This is a genomic window from Homoserinimonas sp. A447 (assembly GCF_054489325.1).
In genome coordinates this window covers 2,408,505-2,425,703 of sequence record NZ_JBTMWW010000001.1, presented here as the reverse complement: position 1 = coordinate 2,425,703, position 17,199 = coordinate 2,408,505, and the positions used below count along the sequence as shown (strand labels likewise).

Sequence of the window (17,199 nt, the reverse complement as noted above, 5' to 3'; positions counted from 1 at the left end):
AGAAAAACTGGAGAAGAATAATTGGCTCAGCCTGCTCACGTCGTCATCGTCGGTGCCGGAATTGTCGGACTTTCCACGGCATGGTTCCTGCAGGAACGCGGGGTCGAGGTGACGGTGCTCGAGAAGACCGGGGTCAATGCCGGCTCGTCGTGGGGCAACGCCGGCTGGATCGCCCCGGCGCTCACCCTTCCGCTGCCGGAGCCCTCCATCTTCCGTTATGGACTCAAGGCCGTCTTCAGCCCGTCGTCGCCCGTCTACATCCCGATCAGCCTCGACCCGAAGCTGATCCGCTTCCTGCTCGGCTTCGCCTGGTATTCCACCCCACCGAAGTGGCGCAAGAACATGGCCACCTTCGCCGAGATCAACAAGTGGGGCGTCGACTCGTTCGACCGGCTCGCCGACGGTGAGGTCAAGGAGAAGGCGATCGTCGCCGACCCCTTCCTGACCGGGTTCGTGAACGAGCGCAACGTCGCCGTGCTCGAGCACGAGTTTGCCGAGATCGCCGCCCGCGGCGGTCACGTCGACTTCGAACGGATCACCGGGGACGAACTCCGTGCCATCGAACCGACCATCAGCGGCGCGGTGACCCACGGCATCCGCATCGCCGGCCAGCACTACATCAACCCGCCGCTCTACGTCGACTCGCTGGCCGAGGCGGTACGCGAGCGTGGCGGCAAGATCCTGACCGGCATGGATGTCCGTGACATCAACGACCTCGGGGCAGACGGCGTTGAAGTCGTCGTCGCGTCCGGCGAGAACGTGCGTGCAGACCAGGTGGTCGTCGCCACCGGAACCTGGCTGGGCGAGCTCGCCCACAAGTTCGGCGTGCGCCAACTGGTGCAGGCCGGACGCGGGTACAGCTTCAGCGTGAAGCCGAAGGTCGTCCCGAAGCACCCGATCTACTTCCCGATCGAGCGAGTCGCCTGCACCCCGCTCGGCGATCGCCTGCGCATCGGCGGCATGATGGAGTTCCGTCCGGCCCACGCGGCACCAGACCAGCGGCGCATCCGCACCATGGTTGAAGCCGCACGGCCGCTGTTCGACGATGTCGACTGGGACGCGCGCGAAGAGGAGTGGGTGGGCTCACGCCCGTGCACGCCGGACGGACTGCCCTTGATCGGAACGACCAAGTCCCCGCGCGTTCATGTTGCCGGCGGGCACGGGATGTGGGGCGTCACCCTCGGCCCGTTCACCGGCCGCATCGTCGCTGACAGCATCACCGGTAACGGGAACCACGAGCTGCTCAAGGCGTTCGACCCGCTGCGCTAAGCGAACCGGGTGCCGCGCGTCCGGCGCAAAAGCAGGAGGTTCTCCCCTTTCGCGGGAAAAACTTCCTCCTTTCGGTGCGGATAGCGCAAAGGGTCCCTCAATTGGGAAACCCACACGGGCGCTTCGGCTCAGTCGGTGCCGAAGTCGAACGCGGCACCCTCGAGTGCGCGCTCTGCGGCATCCGTTGCCTCGCTCTGCTCGGTACCCGCAGCGATCTCGTCGCCGCCGCCGCTCTCGAGGCTGCCCATCAGCTTCGCCGTCTCACCGGTGATGATCCCCTGGCTCACGTATTGCTCCAGGCGGGTGCGGGAGTCGGCGATATCGAGGTTGCGCATGGTCAGCTGGCCGATGCGGTCCTGAGGGCCGAACGCTGCGTCCCCCACACGTTCCATGGAGAGCTTGTCGGGGTGGTAGCTGAGCGCCGGCCCCTCGGTGTTCACGATCGTGTAGTCGTCACCACGGCGCAACCGCAGGGTCACTGAGCCGGTTACGGCAGATGCCACCCAGCGCACGATCGACTCGCGCAGCATGAGCGACTGCGGGTCGAGCCAGCGTCCCTCGTACATGAGGCGGCCGAGGCGACGGCCCTCCTGGTGGTAGTTGGCGACGGTGTCTTCGTTGTGGATCGCGTTCAGCAGGCGCTCGTAGGCGATGTGCAGCAGGGCCATCCCCGGGGCCTCGTAGATTCCGCGGCTCTTCGCCTCGATGATCCGGTTCTCGATCTGGTCGGAGACGCCCATACCGTGGCGGCCGCCAATGGTGTTGGCCTCGTGAACCAGCGCGACGGCATCCGTGAAGTGCCTGCCGTTGATCGCAACCGGCCGGCCGGCTTCGAAGGTGACCGTCACCTCCTCGGTCGCAACCTCGACGTCATCGCGCCAGGCGGCGACGCCCATGATCGGCTCGACGATGTCGACCCCGACGCTCAACTCCTCCAGGTCTTTGGCCTCGTGCGTTGCCCCCCAGATATTCGCATCCGTGCTGTACGCCTTCTCGACCGAGTCGCGGTACGGGAAGCCATGCGCGACCAGCCACTCGCTCATCTCCTTGCGACCACCGAGCTCGTCGACGAACTGGGCATCGAGCCACGGCTTGTAGATGCGCAGGCGCGGGTTGGCGAGCAGGCCGTAGCGGTAGAACCGCTCGATGTCGTTGCCCTTGTAGGTTGAGCCGTCGCCCCAGATGTCGACGCCATCATCCTTCATGGCGCGAACCAGCATGGTTCCGGTCACGGCGCGACCGAGGGGGGTGGTGTTGAAATACGTCTTGCCGCCGCTGCGGATGTGGAAAGCGCCACACTGCAACGCGACCAGGCCCTCCTCGACGAGGGCGGTCTTGCAGTCGACCAGCCGGGCAAGCTCCGCGCCGTACTCCGTGGCGCGCTGCGGTACCGACGCGATGTCCGGCTCGTCGTACTGGCCGATGTCGGCCGTGTAGGTGCAGGGGATCGCGCCCTTGTCGCGCATCCAGGCGACGGCGACGGAGGTGTCGAGTCCGCCGGAGAATGCGATCCCGACGCGCTCGCCGACGGGGAGGCCAGACAGTACTTTAGACATTCATCAAGAGTATTGCCTCCGCACGCGCGTGACGGCCTGTTTCGGCCGCCGCACCCCGCGCGCGGGGGGTTCGGTAGACTGAGGTGCAATCCCCCACAGATTCGAAGGGACCTCCCATGCCTGCAATCGTGTTGATCGGTGCCCAATGGGGCGACGAAGGCAAGGGCAAGGCCACCGACCTGCTCGGTGACCGAGTCGACTACGTCGTCAAGTTCAACGGCGGCAACAACGCCGGCCACACCGTCGTCATCGGCGACGAGAAGTATGCGCTGCACCTGCTGCCATCCGGCATCCTGTCACCCGGCGTCGTCCCGGTGATCGCGAACGGCGTCGTCGTCGACATCGAGGTGCTGTTCGAAGAACTGGACGCCCTGAACGCACGCGGCGTCGATGTCTCGCGCCTGCTGGTCAGCGCCAACGCGCACGTCATCACCCAGTACCACCGCACGATGGACAAGGTGACGGAGCGCTTCCTCGGCAAGCGGCAGATCGGCACAACCGGCCGCGGCATCGGCCCCACCTATGCCGACAAGATCAACCGCGTCGGCATCCGCATCCAGGACCTGTTCGATGAGAACATCCTGCGCCAGAAGGTGGAGGGCGCCCTCGACCAGAAGAACCACCTGCTGGTGAAGATCTACAACCGCAGGGCCATCACCGTCGACGAGATCGTCGAGGAGCTGCTGCAGTACTCGGAGCGGCTGCGCCCGATGGTCGCAGACACCGGCCTGATCCTGAACCAGGCACTCGACGCGGGCAAGACGGTTCTCTTCGAGGCCGGCCAGGCAACCATGCTGGATGTCGACCACGGCACCTACCCGTTCGTCACCTCGTCGTCGGCCACCTCCGGCGGCGCCGCCACCGGGTCCGGTGTCGCACCCAACCGCTTCGACCGGGTCATCGGCGTCGTCAAGGCGTACACGACCCGCGTCGGCGCCGGCCCGTTCCCGACCGAACTGTTCGACGAGTCCGGTGAGTTCCTGCGCAGCAACGGTGCGGAGTTCGGCACCACGACGGGACGCCCTCGCCGCTGCGGCTGGTACGACGCGCCCATCGCCCGCTACACCGCGCGCGTCAACGGCGTCACCGACTTCGTGCTCACCAAACTCGACGTGCTCACCGGCCTCACCGAGATCCCGGTCTGCGTGGCCTACGAGGTCGACGGGGTTCGCTACGACGAGGTGCCGGTCAACCAGACCGACTTCCACCACGCCGTGCCGATCTACGAGAACTTCCCGGGCTGGACGGAGGACTTGACCGGTGCCCGCAGCTTCTCCGACCTGCCGAAGGCCGCGCAGGACTACGTGTTGGCGCTCGAGGCGATGAGTGGCTCCCGCATCTCGGCGATCGGGGTCGGCCCCGGCCGCGACGCGATCGTCGTGCGCCACGACCTGGTCGGCTAGCTCCGTCGCACGCGCGAGCTCACCAAGCAGCCGACGATGACGGTGTTTGTCGTCGAAGACGCTGCTCGAAGCACGGTCATCGTCGACAACCAGCGTCATCGTTCGGGGCGGGCACCGCTTTGCCGCGGGGCGGCTTCGCTGCCACACTGGTGCGGTGACAGCAACGAAGCCGGAGGCGAAACCGCTGATCGGCGACTACATCCGCCTCGACCCGCTCACCTCCGATGACCTGCCCGCGCTGTACCGGGCGATCGGGCATCCGGTCGTCTTCAGCTGGGGGTATGGCGGAGGGCTGGCCGCCTACCGCGAGACGGAGGCCGAATTCGTCGAGTGGGCGAAGGGCCACTACCACTTCGACACCGGCATCCCCTACGCGGTACGCCTGATCGGCGGCCCGCACGACGGCGAGCTGGTCGGAACGACGACGCTGGGCGAGTTCGACCTGCGCCGAGAGGAGGCGCACATCGGCTGGACAGCATACGACCCGCGCGTCTGGGGCACCGCGGTGAACGCCGAAGCCAAACTGCTGCTGCTCGGGCAGGCATTCGAGGCAGGATTCGGGCGCGTGAAGATCCAGACGGATGTGCTCAACGCCCGATCGCGCGCCGCCATCGCCGGCATCGGGGCCACCTTCGAGGGGGTCCTTCGCCGGGATCAGCCACGAGCCGACGGCACCTGGCGCGACACCGCGGTCTTCTCGGTGCTCGCCGAGGAGTGGCCTCAGGTGAGGGCGACCCTCCAGCAGCGACTCGCGCGAACCGCCGGCCGCCCCGTGTTGTACCGTTCGCGCATCGAGTAACGTTCCCCGCGGTCGAGTAGCGTTAACCAGTCGCACGCACACTGGAGGACCGATGATCGAGAACGACACCACCGCCGAACTCCTGAGCCTGCGCCAAAGCATCGACAATGTGGATGCTGCGCTGATCCACGTGCTCGCCGAGCGTTTCAAGTTCACCCAGCAGGTGGGCCGGGTGAAGGCTGCCGCCGGGCTCCCGCCATCCGACCCGGAACGGGAGAAGGTGCAGATCGCGCGGCTGCGCGCACTCGCCGTTGAGTCCCACCTCGACCCGGAGTTCGCGGAGAAGTTCCTGAACTTCATCGTCGCTGAGGTCATCCACCACCACCAGCGCATCGCGAGCACCGGCGCCATCGATATTCAGGAATAGCACTGTCGTCGGCTGGCTGTAATGTCGGCTTGTGAAGGATAATCTGGCTCTCCTGCGTCGCTCGACGACCCTGCTGCAGTTTCTCGGGATGGGCCTGATCTGGGGCTCCAGCTTCCTCTTCATGAAGGTCGCGTTGACCGGTGTCTCGTTCACCCAGATCGCCTGGTCACGGGTCATTCTCGGCGCCATGGTGCTCGCCGTCTTCATGCTCATCGGCCGCCACAAGCTGCCACGGGAACCCGTGATCTGGGTGCACTTCACGGTGATCGCCGTCTTCAACTGCATCATCCCGCACCTGCTGTTCGCCTGGGCGGAACAGCACGTGTCGTCCAGCCTGGCCGCCATCTACAACTCGATCACCCCGATCGCGACCGCCGTCATGGTGACCCTGGTGTTCCACGTCGAGAAGCTGACCCGCAACCAGTTGATTGGCGTCGTCATCGGCATCATGGGCGTGCTGCTGGTGATCGGACCGTGGCAGACCGGCACGCTGACCGGCGACCTCTACGGGCAACTGGCCTGCATCGTCGCCGGCTCGTCGTACGGCGTCGCCATCGGCTACCTGCGCAAGTTCGTCAGCCATCGGCCGATCCCCGGCACGACCGTTGCATTCATGAACATCGGCATGGCGGCGGTGATCATGATCCTGTTGACGCCGATCATGGCACTCTCCCCGGTGCGGCTCGACTTCTGGGTGGTGTCCAGCCTGCTGCTGCTCGGCGGTCTCGGCTCGGGTCTGGCCTACATCTGGAACATCGCCGTGCTGCGTGCCTGGGGTCCGACCAGCTCCTCCACGGTCACCTACATGCTGCCGGTGGTGGGCATCGTGCTGGGCGTCGTGGTGCTGCACGAGACCTTCACCTGGAACCAGCCGCTGGGCGCTTTGCTGGTCATGCTCGGCATCGTCTTCACGCAGGGCAGGCTGAAGCTCCCGACCAGGCGACGGATGCGCCCCCGCGCCGTGGTGGACCCGGGCGAGGTCGTCGGCCCCTCCACCTGACCTGCCGCGGCGAACTGTGGGATGAGCTGGTGCCGCGGGCGATACTGGAGGCATGCCTTCTTCCCGGTCGCCGCGCTGGTCGGTGCGAACGCGGATCCTCGCAGCCATCCTCCTGGTGACCGCGCTGAGCATGGCCGGCGCGGGGCTGATGGCCTACCTCGTGCAGCGCGACCGGATCATGCACGAGATCGACGATCGGCTGCTGTCCCGCGTCGAGGCGGTTCGCGTGGTGGTCAGCGGGTCTCCGGCGACGGATGTCTCTGGCGCCGACGGACCAGCCCCCGCCGTTTCGCCGCACGCCACCACCCGGGAAGCGCTTGAGGCGGTATTCTCCCGGGTTCTCCCCGGTCGCAACGAAAGCTCGCTGGGAGTCATCGACGGTAGGCCGGCGCTCGTCTCCGCGATCGACGTGGACGTCCACCTCGAGGACGACCCCGCGTTGGTGGACCGGATCATCGCGGAAGTGTCCGACGGTACCGTCCGGCTGGGTACATCGGTTGGCACGCTCGGCACCCTCCGCTACGTGGCAACGCCGGTGAGGGTTGAGGGCGACCCGCAGCAGGGGGTCTACATCGCCGCGCTCGACATCAATGCCGAGTTGAACGACAGCACCAGCGCGTTCGCCACCTACGCGATTGTCGCGGCCGGCGGACTCGTGGCGGTCGGACTCGTCGGCTGGTTCGTCGCCGGGCGGTTGCTGCGCCCGCTGCGCGACCTGCGGGAGACCGCATCCCGCATCAGTGCAACCGACCTCACCGAGCGCATCCCGGTGCAGGGCAACGACGACCTGTCCGGCCTCACCTCCACCGTGAACACCATGCTCGATCGCATCGACGGCGCGGTCAGCGCCCAGAAACAGTTGCTCAACGACGTGCGGCACGAACTCAAGACGCCGATCACCATCGTGCGCGGTCAGCTCGAGGTGGCTGACCCCGAGGATCCAACGGATGTGCGGCAGGCGATGGCAATCGCCATCGACGAACTGGATCGGATGTCTGCGCTGGTCGACGAGATCGAGTCCCTCGCCGACAGCCAGCAGGCGCTGGTGAATCGGGGCCCGGTAGACATCCGCGACTTCACTGAGCAGGTCTTCGCCAAGGCGGCGACGGATGCCGGCCACGCCTGGACGCTCGCAGAATACGCGGATATCGTCTGCCTGCTCGATTCGGCTCGCATCACCCAGGCCTGGCTGCAATTGGCCGACAACGCGGCGAAGTACTCGCCGGACGGTTCGCCGATCTCGTTGGGGAGCCGCGTTGTCGACGATGCCACGGTCGAGTTCTGGGTTGCGGATCAGGGGCCGGGCATCCCGAAAGACATGGAGGACCGCATCTTCGAGCGTTTCGGCCGGGTCGGTGCGAAGCGTGGTGTGCAGGGCTCCGGGCTGGGGCTGCCGATCGTCGCCGCGATCGCGAAGGCGCACGGTGGACGGGTGACGCTGCACAGTTCCCCGGTCGGTTCGCGGTTCGGCATTGCGATTCCGCTGGCTCAGCAGGAGGTGGGCGGATGAGCAGCATCCTGATCATCGAGGACGAGGAACGGATCTCGAGCTTCATCAGCAAGGGGCTGAAGGCGCAGGGGTATGCCTGCACCGTGGTGGAGGATGGGATCGACGGCCTTCAGTTGGCGCTGTCCGGCGAGTTTGACCTGGTGCTGCTCGACGTCGGGCTGCCCGGTATCGATGGCTTCGAGGTGCTGCGTCGCATCCGCAACCAGGATTCCCAACTGCCGATCGTCATGCTGACCGCCCGCACGGCGACGGAGGACACGGTCACCGGACTGGACGCCGGCGCCAACGATTACCTGGTGAAGCCGTTCAAGTTCGACGAGTTGGCCGCCCGCGTGCGCAGCAGGCTGCGGGATGCGACGGGCGGGTCGCCGCAGGCGAGCCTGACGCTCGAGCATGGCGGGCTCAGCATCGACCTCCGGTCTCGCCGGGCGACTGTCGAGGGGCGCACCGTCGAACTGTCCGCCCGGGAGTTCGCGCTCGCCGAGGAGTTCCTGCGGCATCCCGACCAGGTGCTGAGCCGCGAGCAGTTGCTGAGCCGGGTCTGGGGCTACGACTTCGACCCAGGCTCGAATGTGGTTGACGTGTACGTCAGCTACCTGCGGGCGAAGTTCGGGCCCGGTCGCATCGAGACGGTGCGGGGGATGGGCTACCGCCTTAAATGACTAATGCCGCCGCCCCGTCCGGGCAGCGGCACTACTCACGCCCTGGTTAGTCGGCGCTCGGGGCGGAGGCCGGGCTCGCCGGGGTGGTGGCGGACTGCACCGAAACGGCGGAGGCCGGGTCGACGGCGCTGACGGCGCTCTGTGCTGAGACGGCGGTGACCGCGCTCACTGCGCTGCCATTGGGGGTGACACTCGTGGTGGCCGGCGTGCTCGTCGTGGTGATGGGAGCATCCGGTGCCGACTGCGCCGAGTCGACCACCGAGTTCGAAGCGCCGGTCGATACCTTGTCCGTGCCAACCTTCTCACCAGTGGTGTCATGGATGGTCATCGCGTTCGCGGTGAGGACTCCTCCGCCGGCAACCAGGCCGATTCCCAGGGCGGATGCTGCGCCGACGGCCGTCCATTTGCGCTTGTTGTTCATGGGTAGTCTCCTTTAGCTGTTCCGCAGCTTGCGCCGCAATCCTTCTGACAAGAACAACTATCGCGATCGCAGGTAAGGCGGAAGCCAGAGCTTGGTTACAGCCCTCTAATGTTCGTGCGCTGGTAGCAACGTACCGGCGCGCTCGACCAGCTCGCGGGCATCCAGCGCCTGGTTCAGGGCGTGCGCGAGCAGGTGGGTGGCCGCGATGGCGGTCGCCCGTTCGGCGAAATCGGGATCCTCTTCCCGGCGCCAATTGGCCCGCCAATGATGGGCCAGGGACTCGCAGCCCTCCGCAATCTCCGGGCGGTCGGCGTTGAGTGCGGCCGTAACGATCAGGTGGGCGTACAGCGCGCCGGCGTCGTCGGCCGGGTCACCGTACCCGCCCGTGTCGATGTCGAGAACACCGGTGATGGCATCCGTCTCGTCGAGAAAAAGCTGTCCGACGTGAAGGTCGCCGTGAATCGTCACCGGCGGCGGCGCACCGGCATCGGCCAGCACAGTGCGGATGCGCGTGGCCACCTGGTAGATCGCCCCACCGAGCGCGGGGTGAACCTGGGTCAACCGGCGCTCGTACCAGTCGAGGCGCTGGGACAGGGACGTGCGGGCATCCGTCGCACTGGGAATGGTGGCGATGCGCTGTCGGAGGGCCAGCAATTCGTTCGTGAAGCGGAGGGGGTCGAGGCGGGCGACCGCCTCCACTGCGGGCGTGCCGCGCAGGGCGGACAGGGCGACGAGCCCCTCGTCGCTCCAGCCGAGCACCTGTGGGACCGGCAGGCCGGCGTCGAGCCAGGCGTTGTGGCGTTCGGCGATCACGCCGGCCGCACCGGGGGCGACCACCTTGAGGAAGACGGTTGACCGGTCGGTGTCCACCCGGATCACCGCGCGCTTACCCGGTCGGTACGCCTCCAGCCCCAGCGCGACGTGGCTGCCGGGATCGACGCCCAGGCGCTTCAGGATGACCGCGGCGCCGTCCGGGAAAACCGCCGCCGGGAGGGCGGGAAGCGCGGGGTCGCGAGGGTAAACCCAGACCGACACCTGGTCACCGGTCGCCTCGTCGCGCATGGTGAGCACGCCGTCCCGTCGCTCGGTGCGGGGGCTCGTTTCGACGTAGATGAGGTGACTTTCACTGCCGTTGGCTGACCCGAATTCGACCTGGTGGGCGACGACTACACCATCGCCGATGACCGTCGCGCTGACGCGGTGGTGGGAGACCAGGGTGCGTTCGAGAGATTCGGCGACCGCCCCGAGGAGTGCGGCATCCGCTGCGTGGTCAGTTGTCATCGTCATCGAGGTCATCATCGTCGTCGTCATCGAGATCCTCCGGCGGCGCGGGAGGGACGGGAGCGGGAGACGACGGTGGTTCCACGGACGGCTCGGGAGTGGCGGTCGGAAGCGACGGGTCGGGGGTGGCAACAACGGGCTCGACCGGCTGGGACTCTCCCGGCTCGTTCCGGACAGTCAGCACGTTCGCCGTCACCACGCCGGCGCCGACGAGAGCCAGCACGATCGCGGCGGTGATGATGATGGCACTGCGACGCATGACTCCATCCTGCCTGTCTTTGCTGCAGGAGGCGTCAGAAACCGAACGTCACCACGGGTGCCAGCGACCCGGCTCGGAGGCGTTCGAGCACGAACAATTCGTGGGGAACCACGTGTGCTGGTAAGGAATCGAACGGGAACCAGGCCAGACCGGCGGCCTTCGTCTCCTGCAACTCCGGTTCGCCGGTCCAGGCGCGGCATTCGAAGAAGAAGTCGACCCGCTGGTCGATCGCCAGGCCGCTGTCGCTGGTGCGGTGCATGGCGGTGACCGGCGTCAGGTCGGCGGGCTCGACGACGATCCCGAGTTCCTCCAGGGTTTCGCGACTGGCCGCTTCGAGCACCGACTCGTCGGCCTCGACGTGACCGGCTGCTCCCGCAGCCCAGTAGCCGTCGTAGTACCCGGTGTCCTTCCGCAATTGCAGCAGCACATCGTCGCCATGCCGGAGGAAGACGTAGGCCGCCGGCACGACTCGGAAGCTGTGGGCCGGCGGCACGCTCCTACGCTCCGACGACCGGACCGAACGCCGACGGCAACGTGCCGCGGTGGGCGGCCTGCAGCTCGTCGAGCGACACGGTGAACTGGTCCTGCACCTCGAGCGCTCCACCGGAATCGGTGACACCGATGCGAAGGAACGGATAACGGCGGCCCTCGCAGAGCCCGACGAACTTGACATCGTCCTCGCGCGGGATGCTGACGATGACCCGCCCGGTCGATTCGCTGAACAGGGCGGCCGTTGCATCGACGCCATCACGCTGCATGATCTCGGTGATCCAGACGCGGGCGCCGATACCGAACCGCAGCACCGACTCGGCCAGCGCCTGCACCAGGCCCCCGTCGGTCAGGTCGTGGGCCGAGGAGATCAGGCTTTCGGATGCCCCGGCCGAGATGAGCGCGGCCAGCGCCTTTTCGTCGTCGTACGATACGACCGGCGGATGTCCGCCAAGGTGGTCGTGGAGCACTCCGGCCCAGGCGGAACCGTCGAGTTCGTCGCGGGTCACGCCGAGCAGGTAGATGTTGTTGCCTTCGTCCTGCCAGCCGGACGGGATGCGCTTCGCGACATCGTCGATCACGCCGAGCACCGCGACGACCGGGGTCGGGTGGATCGGCTCATCTCCGGTCTGGTTGTAGAAGGAGACGTTGCCGCCGGTGACGGGAATCTCGAGTTCGAGGCATCCGTCGGACAGCCCGGCGACCGCTTCGCTGAACTGCCACATGACTTCGGGGTTCTCCGGGGAGCCGAAGTTGAGGCAGTCGCTGACCGCGACCGGCGTCGCACCGGTGACGGCGACGTTGCGGAACGCCTCCGCGAGGGCGAGGCGGGCGCCCTGTCGGGGGTCGAGTTGGCACCAGCGGCCGTTCGCATCCGCCGCCACGGTGAAACCGAGACCGCTCTCCTCGTCGATGCGCACCATGCCGCCGTCGTCGGGGAAGCTGAGCGCGGTGTTGCCGCCGACGTAGCGGTCGTACTGGTTGGTGATCCAGTCTTTCGAGGCCAGGTTGGGGCTCGCCAGCAGCCGCAGGAACTGGGCGCGCAGCTCGGCCGGGTCGGTTGCCCGCGGGAGGCGACCGGCGCCATCCGCCTGCAGCGCGTCGATCCAGGTCGGGTAGGTGACCGGACGCTCGTAGACCGGTCCGTCGACGGCCACGGTGCTGGGGTCGACGTTGACGATCTCGTCGCCGTGGTGCGTGATCACCAGGCGGCCGGTGTCGGTCACCTCGCCGAGAACGGAGGTTTCGACATCCCATTTGTTCACGACCTCGAGGAAGGCGTCCAGCTTGTCCGGGTGGACGATGGCCATCATCCGCTCCTGGCTCTCGCTCATCAGGATCTCTTCGGCGGTGAGCGTGGGGTCGCGCAGCAGCACCTTCTCGAGCTCGATGTGCATGCCGCCGTCGCCGTTGGCGGCCAGCTCACTGGTGGCACAGCTGATGCCGGCTGCACCGAGGTCCTGGATGCCCTCCACCAGTTCCTGCTTGAACAGTTCGAGGCAGCACTCGATGAGGATCTTCTCGGCGAACGGGTCGCCCACCTGGACGGCAGGGCGCTTGGTGGGCCCACCTTCCGCGAAGGTATCTGACGCCAGGATGGATGCCCCGCCGATGCCGTCGCCGCCGGTGCGGGCACCGAAGAGGACGACCTTGTTTCCGACGCCGCGGGCGTTGGCCAGGTGCAGGTCTTCGTGGCGGAGCACGCCGACCGCGAGCGCGTTGACCAGCGGGTTCGCCTGGTACACCGGGTCGAACCAGGTCTCCCCGCCGATGTTCGGCAGGCCGAGGCAGTTGCCGTAGAACGAGATTCCGGAGACGACGCCGTGCACCACGCGGGCGGTGTCTGGATCGTCGATGGCGCCGAAACGCAGCTGGTCCATGACGGCGACCGGTCGGGCGCCCATCGAGATGATGTCGCGAACGATGCCGCCGACACCGGTTGCAGCACCCTGGAACGGTTCGATGAACGACGGATGATTGTGCGACTCGACCTTGAAGGTCACCGCCCAGCCCTGGCCGACATCCACGACGCCGGCGTTCTCGCCGATGCCGACCATCAGGTTCTCCTTCATCTTTTCAGACACCTTCTGGCCGAACTGGCGCAGGTAGATCTTGGACGACTTGTAGGAGCAGTGCTCACTCCACATGACCGAGTACATCGCCAGCTCGCCGCTGGTGGGGCGCCTGCCGAGGATGGTCTTGATCTGCTCATACTCGTCCTGCTTCAGGCCGAGGGCGCCATACGGCTGCTCCTTCTCGGGCGTCGACTCGGCATTCGAAACGGTGTCGGCAACGTGGAGGGGGGTGGTGGAGGTGGTCACGCGAAGGCTCCTGGGTGGAAGGCGGCCGGATGCCTCGATTCTAGCCGTGCCGGATGTGCGGGTCCGCCCTACTGCCGGCCGCCGGGCGGGCCGAGGATGAGCAGCACGGTGAACACCACGACGACGCCGACGACCAGCAGGGCGCCGAGCACGAGCGGGTGGTTCAGGAACCATCTCAGCAGGCGGTCGATCCAGGTGTTGTCGCGCGGGTCATCCGTCGCTGTCGTTCTCCAGGCACCCTCGAGCTTCCCGTTCTTCTCCAGCCAGCGGTCGAACGGGATGGTCGCGTAGGGCACGATCGCGGTGAGGACGCCCATGGCGATGAGTCCGACCTTCCAGCGCTGGTTCACGCCGACGAGCACCGCGGTCGCCGCGTAGACCAGGAAGACGAAGCCGTGAATGGAGCCGCCGACGCGTACGCCGAGGTCGCCGGCGTCGAGCGCGTACTTGAGGATGAGGCCGGCGATCAGCAAGGTCCAGGTCACCGCCTCGGCGATGGCGACTATTCGGTAGAAGCGGCGGGGGGTCACACGGGTGGTGGTCAGTGGGGAAGTCACCACTTCATCCTCTCAAGCGCAGTCGCCCGGGCCATCCACCGAAAGTTCGACCATTGAGACGGGGCGTTCTGCGGGTCGTCACGCTGACGCACCCGCATAGTGGCCCGATTCGAGGCGCTTCGTCGAGAGGGGAGAGCGAATGGCAAAAGTCGTGCCGCCGACGCGACTAGCGAACCAGGGCCTGCTGGATAACGCTGGTGAAGAAGGTGAGCCCGTCGGTGCCGTTTCGCATGGCGAGAGCGGTGTCAGGGCCGAAGCCTTCTTCGACGGCGTGCTCCGGATGCGGCATCAGCCCGACGACATTGCCGCGGTCGTTCGATACGCCGGCGATGTCGTTCACCGAGCCGTTGGGGTTCACGTCGACGTAACGGAACACCACCTGGCCCTCGCCCTCCAGCCGGTTCACGGTCTCGGTGTCGGCGATGAAGCCGCCCTCACCGTTCTTGAGCGGGATGGTGATCTGCTGGTTCTCCTGGAACCCGGTTGTCCAGGTGGTCGATGTGTTCTCGACAACAAGCTTCTGGTCGCGGCAGATGAAGTTGCCGTGGTCGTTCCGCACCAGGCCGCCGTCGAGCAGGTGGGCTTCGGCGAGCATCTGGAAGCCGTTGCAGATGCCGAGCACCGGCATCCCCTTGTTCGCCGCGTCGATGACCTCGACCATGATCGGCGAGAAGCTGGCGATGGCACCGGCGCGCAGGTAGTCGCCGTAGCTGAAGCCGCCGGGCAGCACGAGTGCGTCGACGTCCTCCAGGCTGTGCGACCCGTGCCACAGGGCGACCGGCTCTGCACCGGCCAGGCGGATGGCGCGCCCGGCGTCCCGGTCGTCGAGGGAGCCGGGGAAGGTGATGACGCCGATCCTCATCAGTGGGTCTCCCCTGCGGCGAGGTCCTCCGGGGCGATGATGCTGACGACATCCTCGATCACCGAGTTGGACAGCATGGTCTCGGCGAGTTCCTTCACCTCGGCGAGCACATCATCCGTCACCTCGTCGACCGTGATCTCGAAGCGCTTGCCGATGCGAACACCGGTGAAATGGGTCTTGCCGAGGCGGGCCAGTGCACCGGCGACGGCCTTGCCCTGGGGGTCGAGCAGCTCGGCTTTCGGCATGACCTCGACGACGATTGTGGGCACCAGTGACTCCCGGAAGTTTCGCGCGGATGATTGCCTCCAGTCTACGTCGCGCAGACACACTCGCTGGTTGAGCGAGCGAAGCCGGATCTCGACGAGCTCGATCAGCTTGAGGGCGTATCTTGAGTTACTCAAAACAACTGGTAGAATGGATGCATGATCGCACCGGCCGCCGAAGAGCTCACCCTGAGCATCCGCGGCGCCGGTTTGAAGGTCACCGAGCCGCGGATCGCGGTACTGAAGGTGCTCGCCGAAAGCCCCCACGCTGACGCCGACAGCGTCTTCGGTGCCGTGAAGCGGGACCTTCCCGGCACCTCACTGCAGGCCGTGTACGGCGTACTGGCCGCGCTCACCACCGCGGGCCTGCTGCGCAAGATCGAGCCGGCCGGGTCATCCGCCCGCTACGAACGCCGGATTGGCGACAACCACCATCACCTGGTCTGCACCCAATGCAGTGAAATCCAGGATGTCGACTGTGTTGTCGGCGAGGCGCCGTGCCTGACACCGTCCCAGAGCGGCGGATACGCCGTTCACACCGCAGAGGTCACTTTCTGGGGACTCTGCCCCACTTGCCAACAGTCCAAGCCAACATCAACAATTAAGGAGACATCGTGAGCAACTACACGACCACCCAGAGTGGAGCACCCGTCGCCAGCGACGCGCACTCTCTTACCGCCGGACCGGATGGCATCACCGCCCTCCACGACCGCTACCTGGTCGAGAAGCTCGCATCGTTCAACCGGGAGCGCGTCCCAGAGCGCAACCCGCACGCCAAGGGCGGCGGAGCTTTCGGTGAGCTCGAGATCACCGAAGACGTCTCCCAGTACACGCGCGCGGCCGTGTTCCAGCCCGGCGCCAAGAGCGAGACTCTTCTGCGCTTCTCGTCGGTCGCTGGCGAGCAGGGCTCCCCTGACACCTGGCGCGACGTGCGTGGATTCTCCCTCCGCTTTTACACGACCGAGGGCAACTACGACATCGTCGGCAACAACACCCCGGTGTTCTTCGTGCGCGATGGCATCAAGTTCCCCGACTTCATCCACTCCCAGAAGCGCCTCACCGGCTCTGGTCTGCGCGACGCCGACATGCAGTGGGACTTCTGGACCCTCTCCCCGGAGTCGGCCCACCAGGTCACGTACCTCATGGGCGACCGCGGACTCTCCCGGTCGTGGCGCCACGTGAACGGCTACGGCTCGCACACCTACCAGTGGATCAACGCCGAGGGCGAGCGCTTCTGGGTGCAGTACCACTTCAAGTCGCGCCAGGGCGTCGAGCTCATGGAAGCCGCCGAGGCCGAACTGCTCGCCGGTTCAGACTCTGACTACTACCGCCGCGACCTCTACGAGGCCATCGAGCGGGGCGAGTACCCCACTTGGGACGTCCACGTGCAGATCATGCCGTACGAGGACGCGAAGACGTACCGCTTCAACCCGTTCGACATCACCAAGGTCTGGCCGCACGCCGACTACCCGCTGGTCAAGGTCGGGCACTTCACCCTGAACCGCAACCCGCAGAACTTCTTCGCCGAGATTGAGCAGGCCGCGTTCTCGCCGGGCAACCTGGTTCCCGGCGTCGACATCAGCCCGGATAAGATGCTGATGGCCCGCGTGTTCTCCTACCCGGACGCCCAGCGCGCCCGCATCGGCACGAACTACAACCAGCTGCCGGTGAACCAGCCGCACGCGGCCCACGTCACCACGTACATGCACGAGGGCAACATGCAGTTCAACTACAACGATGCGGCGTCACGTACCTACGCGCCGAACTCGTTCGGTGGCCCCGAGGCTGACCCGGCCCGCGCCGGTGAAGGCGGCTGGGAGACGGATGGCGAGATGATCCGCGCCGCGGCGACACTGCGCTCCGAGGACGACGACTTCGGCCAGGCCGGGACCCTCTACCGCGAGGTGTTCACGGATGAGTCGAAGGCGCGCTTCCTGGAGACGCTGGTCGGTCAGTACAACGGGCTGACCATCGATCGCATCAAGGACCGCTTCATCTGGTACTGGACCAGCGTCGACTCCGACCTGGGCGCCAAGATCGTCGAGGCTGTCGGCCACGGCGACGTGACCGCCAACGAGGCCGCCGAGCCGGTAGGCGTCGGCGAGTAACAGCACTATCGCTGGTCGAGCTTGTCGAGACCCCGCACGGTTGCCCGTCGGAGGTCTCGACAAGCTCGACCA

The 17,199-nt window shown here is 66.6% G+C and carries 18 protein-coding genes; 9 read left to right on the top strand and 9 right to left on the bottom strand.

The features are described from left to right. Positions 1-21: 21 nt before the first annotated feature. Positions 22-1,269 carry an NAD(P)/FAD-dependent oxidoreductase gene (locus ACX3O0_RS11865; protein ID WP_459107851.1) on the top strand — a complete coding sequence of 416 codons (1,248 nt, stop codon included), beginning with the start codon at positions 22-24 and terminating at the stop codon, positions 1,267-1,269. 128 nt (positions 1,270-1,397) lie between these two features. Here the strand turns inward: ACX3O0_RS11865 and argG are convergent, their stop codons facing one another. Beyond that, positions 1,398-2,825: an argininosuccinate synthase gene (gene argG, locus ACX3O0_RS11860; RefSeq protein WP_459107850.1), complete on the bottom strand. Its 1,428-nt coding sequence runs from the start codon at positions 2,823-2,825 to the stop codon at positions 1,398-1,400. Between the two features lie 116 nt (positions 2,826-2,941). Here argG and ACX3O0_RS11855 point away from each other — a divergent pair, with 116 nt between their 5' ends. The 6 genes from ACX3O0_RS11855 to ACX3O0_RS11830 all read left to right on the top strand — a co-directional run bounded on the left by ACX3O0_RS11855 (position 2,942) and on the right by ACX3O0_RS11830 (position 8,566). After that, positions 2,942-4,228, top strand: a complete 1,287-nt coding sequence (locus ACX3O0_RS11855) for an adenylosuccinate synthase (RefSeq protein WP_459089088.1) — start codon at positions 2,942-2,944, stop codon at positions 4,226-4,228. Between the two features lie 154 nt (positions 4,229-4,382). After that, the gene (locus ACX3O0_RS11850; RefSeq protein WP_459107849.1) at positions 4,383-5,027 is read left to right on the top strand and encodes a GNAT family N-acetyltransferase; all 645 of its coding nucleotides are present in this window, start codon (positions 4,383-4,385) and stop codon (positions 5,025-5,027) included. 52 nt (positions 5,028-5,079) lie between these two features. Next, the gene (locus ACX3O0_RS11845; RefSeq protein ID WP_459089084.1) at positions 5,080-5,394 is read left to right on the top strand and encodes a chorismate mutase; all 315 of its coding nucleotides are present in this window, start codon (positions 5,080-5,082) and stop codon (positions 5,392-5,394) included. A gap of 31 nt (positions 5,395-5,425) precedes the next feature. Next, complete coding sequence (locus ACX3O0_RS11840) at positions 5,426-6,394, top strand: DMT family transporter (RefSeq protein WP_459107848.1); 969 nt, start codon at positions 5,426-5,428, stop codon at positions 6,392-6,394. Positions 6,395-6,446: 52 nt separating this feature from the next. Further along, on the top strand, positions 6,447-7,904 hold the full coding sequence (locus ACX3O0_RS11835) for a sensor histidine kinase (RefSeq protein WP_459089080.1): 1,458 nt from the start codon (positions 6,447-6,449) through the stop codon (positions 7,902-7,904). Continuing rightward, positions 7,901-8,566 carry a response regulator transcription factor gene (locus tag ACX3O0_RS11830; protein ID WP_459107847.1) on the top strand — a complete coding sequence of 222 codons (666 nt, stop codon included), beginning with the start codon at positions 7,901-7,903 and terminating at the stop codon, positions 8,564-8,566. Before ACX3O0_RS11835 ends, ACX3O0_RS11830 begins: the two co-directional genes overlap by 4 nt. Positions 8,567-8,612: 46 nt before the next feature. Here ACX3O0_RS11830 and ACX3O0_RS11825 read toward each other — a convergent pair whose 3' ends face one another. The 8 genes from ACX3O0_RS11825 to purS all read right to left on the bottom strand — a co-directional run bounded on the left by ACX3O0_RS11825 (position 8,613) and on the right by purS (position 15,025). Further along, the gene (locus ACX3O0_RS11825; RefSeq protein ID WP_459107846.1) at positions 8,613-8,987 is read right to left on the bottom strand and encodes a hypothetical protein; all 375 of its coding nucleotides are present in this window, start codon (positions 8,985-8,987) and stop codon (positions 8,613-8,615) included. Between the two features lie 105 nt (positions 8,988-9,092). Continuing rightward, positions 9,093-10,298: a phosphotransferase family protein gene (locus ACX3O0_RS11820; protein WP_459107845.1), complete on the bottom strand. Its 1,206-nt coding sequence runs from the start codon at positions 10,296-10,298 to the stop codon at positions 9,093-9,095. Continuing rightward, positions 10,258-10,527 (bottom strand): hypothetical protein, encoded by a 270-nt coding sequence (locus ACX3O0_RS11815; RefSeq protein WP_459107844.1) that lies wholly within the window; start codon positions 10,525-10,527, stop codon positions 10,258-10,260. Before ACX3O0_RS11815 ends, ACX3O0_RS11820 begins: the two co-directional genes overlap by 41 nt. A gap of 34 nt (positions 10,528-10,561) precedes the next feature. Then, positions 10,562-11,020 (bottom strand): NUDIX hydrolase, encoded by a 459-nt coding sequence (locus ACX3O0_RS11810; RefSeq protein ID WP_459089070.1) that lies wholly within the window; start codon positions 11,018-11,020, stop codon positions 10,562-10,564. A 4-nt stretch (positions 11,021-11,024) separates the two neighbouring features. Then, positions 11,025-13,337, bottom strand: coding sequence for a phosphoribosylformylglycinamidine synthase subunit PurL (gene purL, locus ACX3O0_RS11805; protein ID WP_459089068.1), 2,313 nt, complete (start codon positions 13,335-13,337; stop codon positions 11,025-11,027). Between the two features lie 68 nt (positions 13,338-13,405). Further along, on the bottom strand, positions 13,406-13,894 hold the full coding sequence (locus ACX3O0_RS11800) for a DUF3817 domain-containing protein (RefSeq protein ID WP_459107843.1): 489 nt from the start codon (positions 13,892-13,894) through the stop codon (positions 13,406-13,408). Between the two features lie 166 nt (positions 13,895-14,060). Continuing rightward, complete coding sequence (gene purQ / locus ACX3O0_RS11795) at positions 14,061-14,756, bottom strand: phosphoribosylformylglycinamidine synthase subunit PurQ (protein ID WP_459089064.1); 696 nt, start codon at positions 14,754-14,756, stop codon at positions 14,061-14,063. After that, a complete protein-coding gene (purS, locus tag ACX3O0_RS11790) occupies positions 14,756-15,025 on the bottom strand; it encodes a phosphoribosylformylglycinamidine synthase subunit PurS (RefSeq protein WP_459089062.1) in 270 nt (89 codons plus the stop codon). The genes purQ and purS overlap by 1 nt, the downstream gene beginning before the upstream one ends. Positions 15,026-15,178: 153 nt before the next feature. On the opposite strand from purS, the gene ACX3O0_RS11785 reads away from it, so the two are divergent. Both ACX3O0_RS11785 and ACX3O0_RS11780 read left to right on the top strand, forming a co-directional pair. Beyond that, on the top strand, positions 15,179-15,637 hold the full coding sequence (locus ACX3O0_RS11785) for a Fur family transcriptional regulator (RefSeq protein ID WP_459089060.1): 459 nt from the start codon (positions 15,179-15,181) through the stop codon (positions 15,635-15,637). Continuing rightward, positions 15,631-17,127, top strand: a complete 1,497-nt coding sequence (locus tag ACX3O0_RS11780; protein WP_459108476.1) for a catalase — start codon at positions 15,631-15,633, stop codon at positions 17,125-17,127. Before ACX3O0_RS11785 ends, ACX3O0_RS11780 begins: the two co-directional genes overlap by 7 nt. The last annotated feature ends 72 nt before the right edge of the window (positions 17,128-17,199 follow it).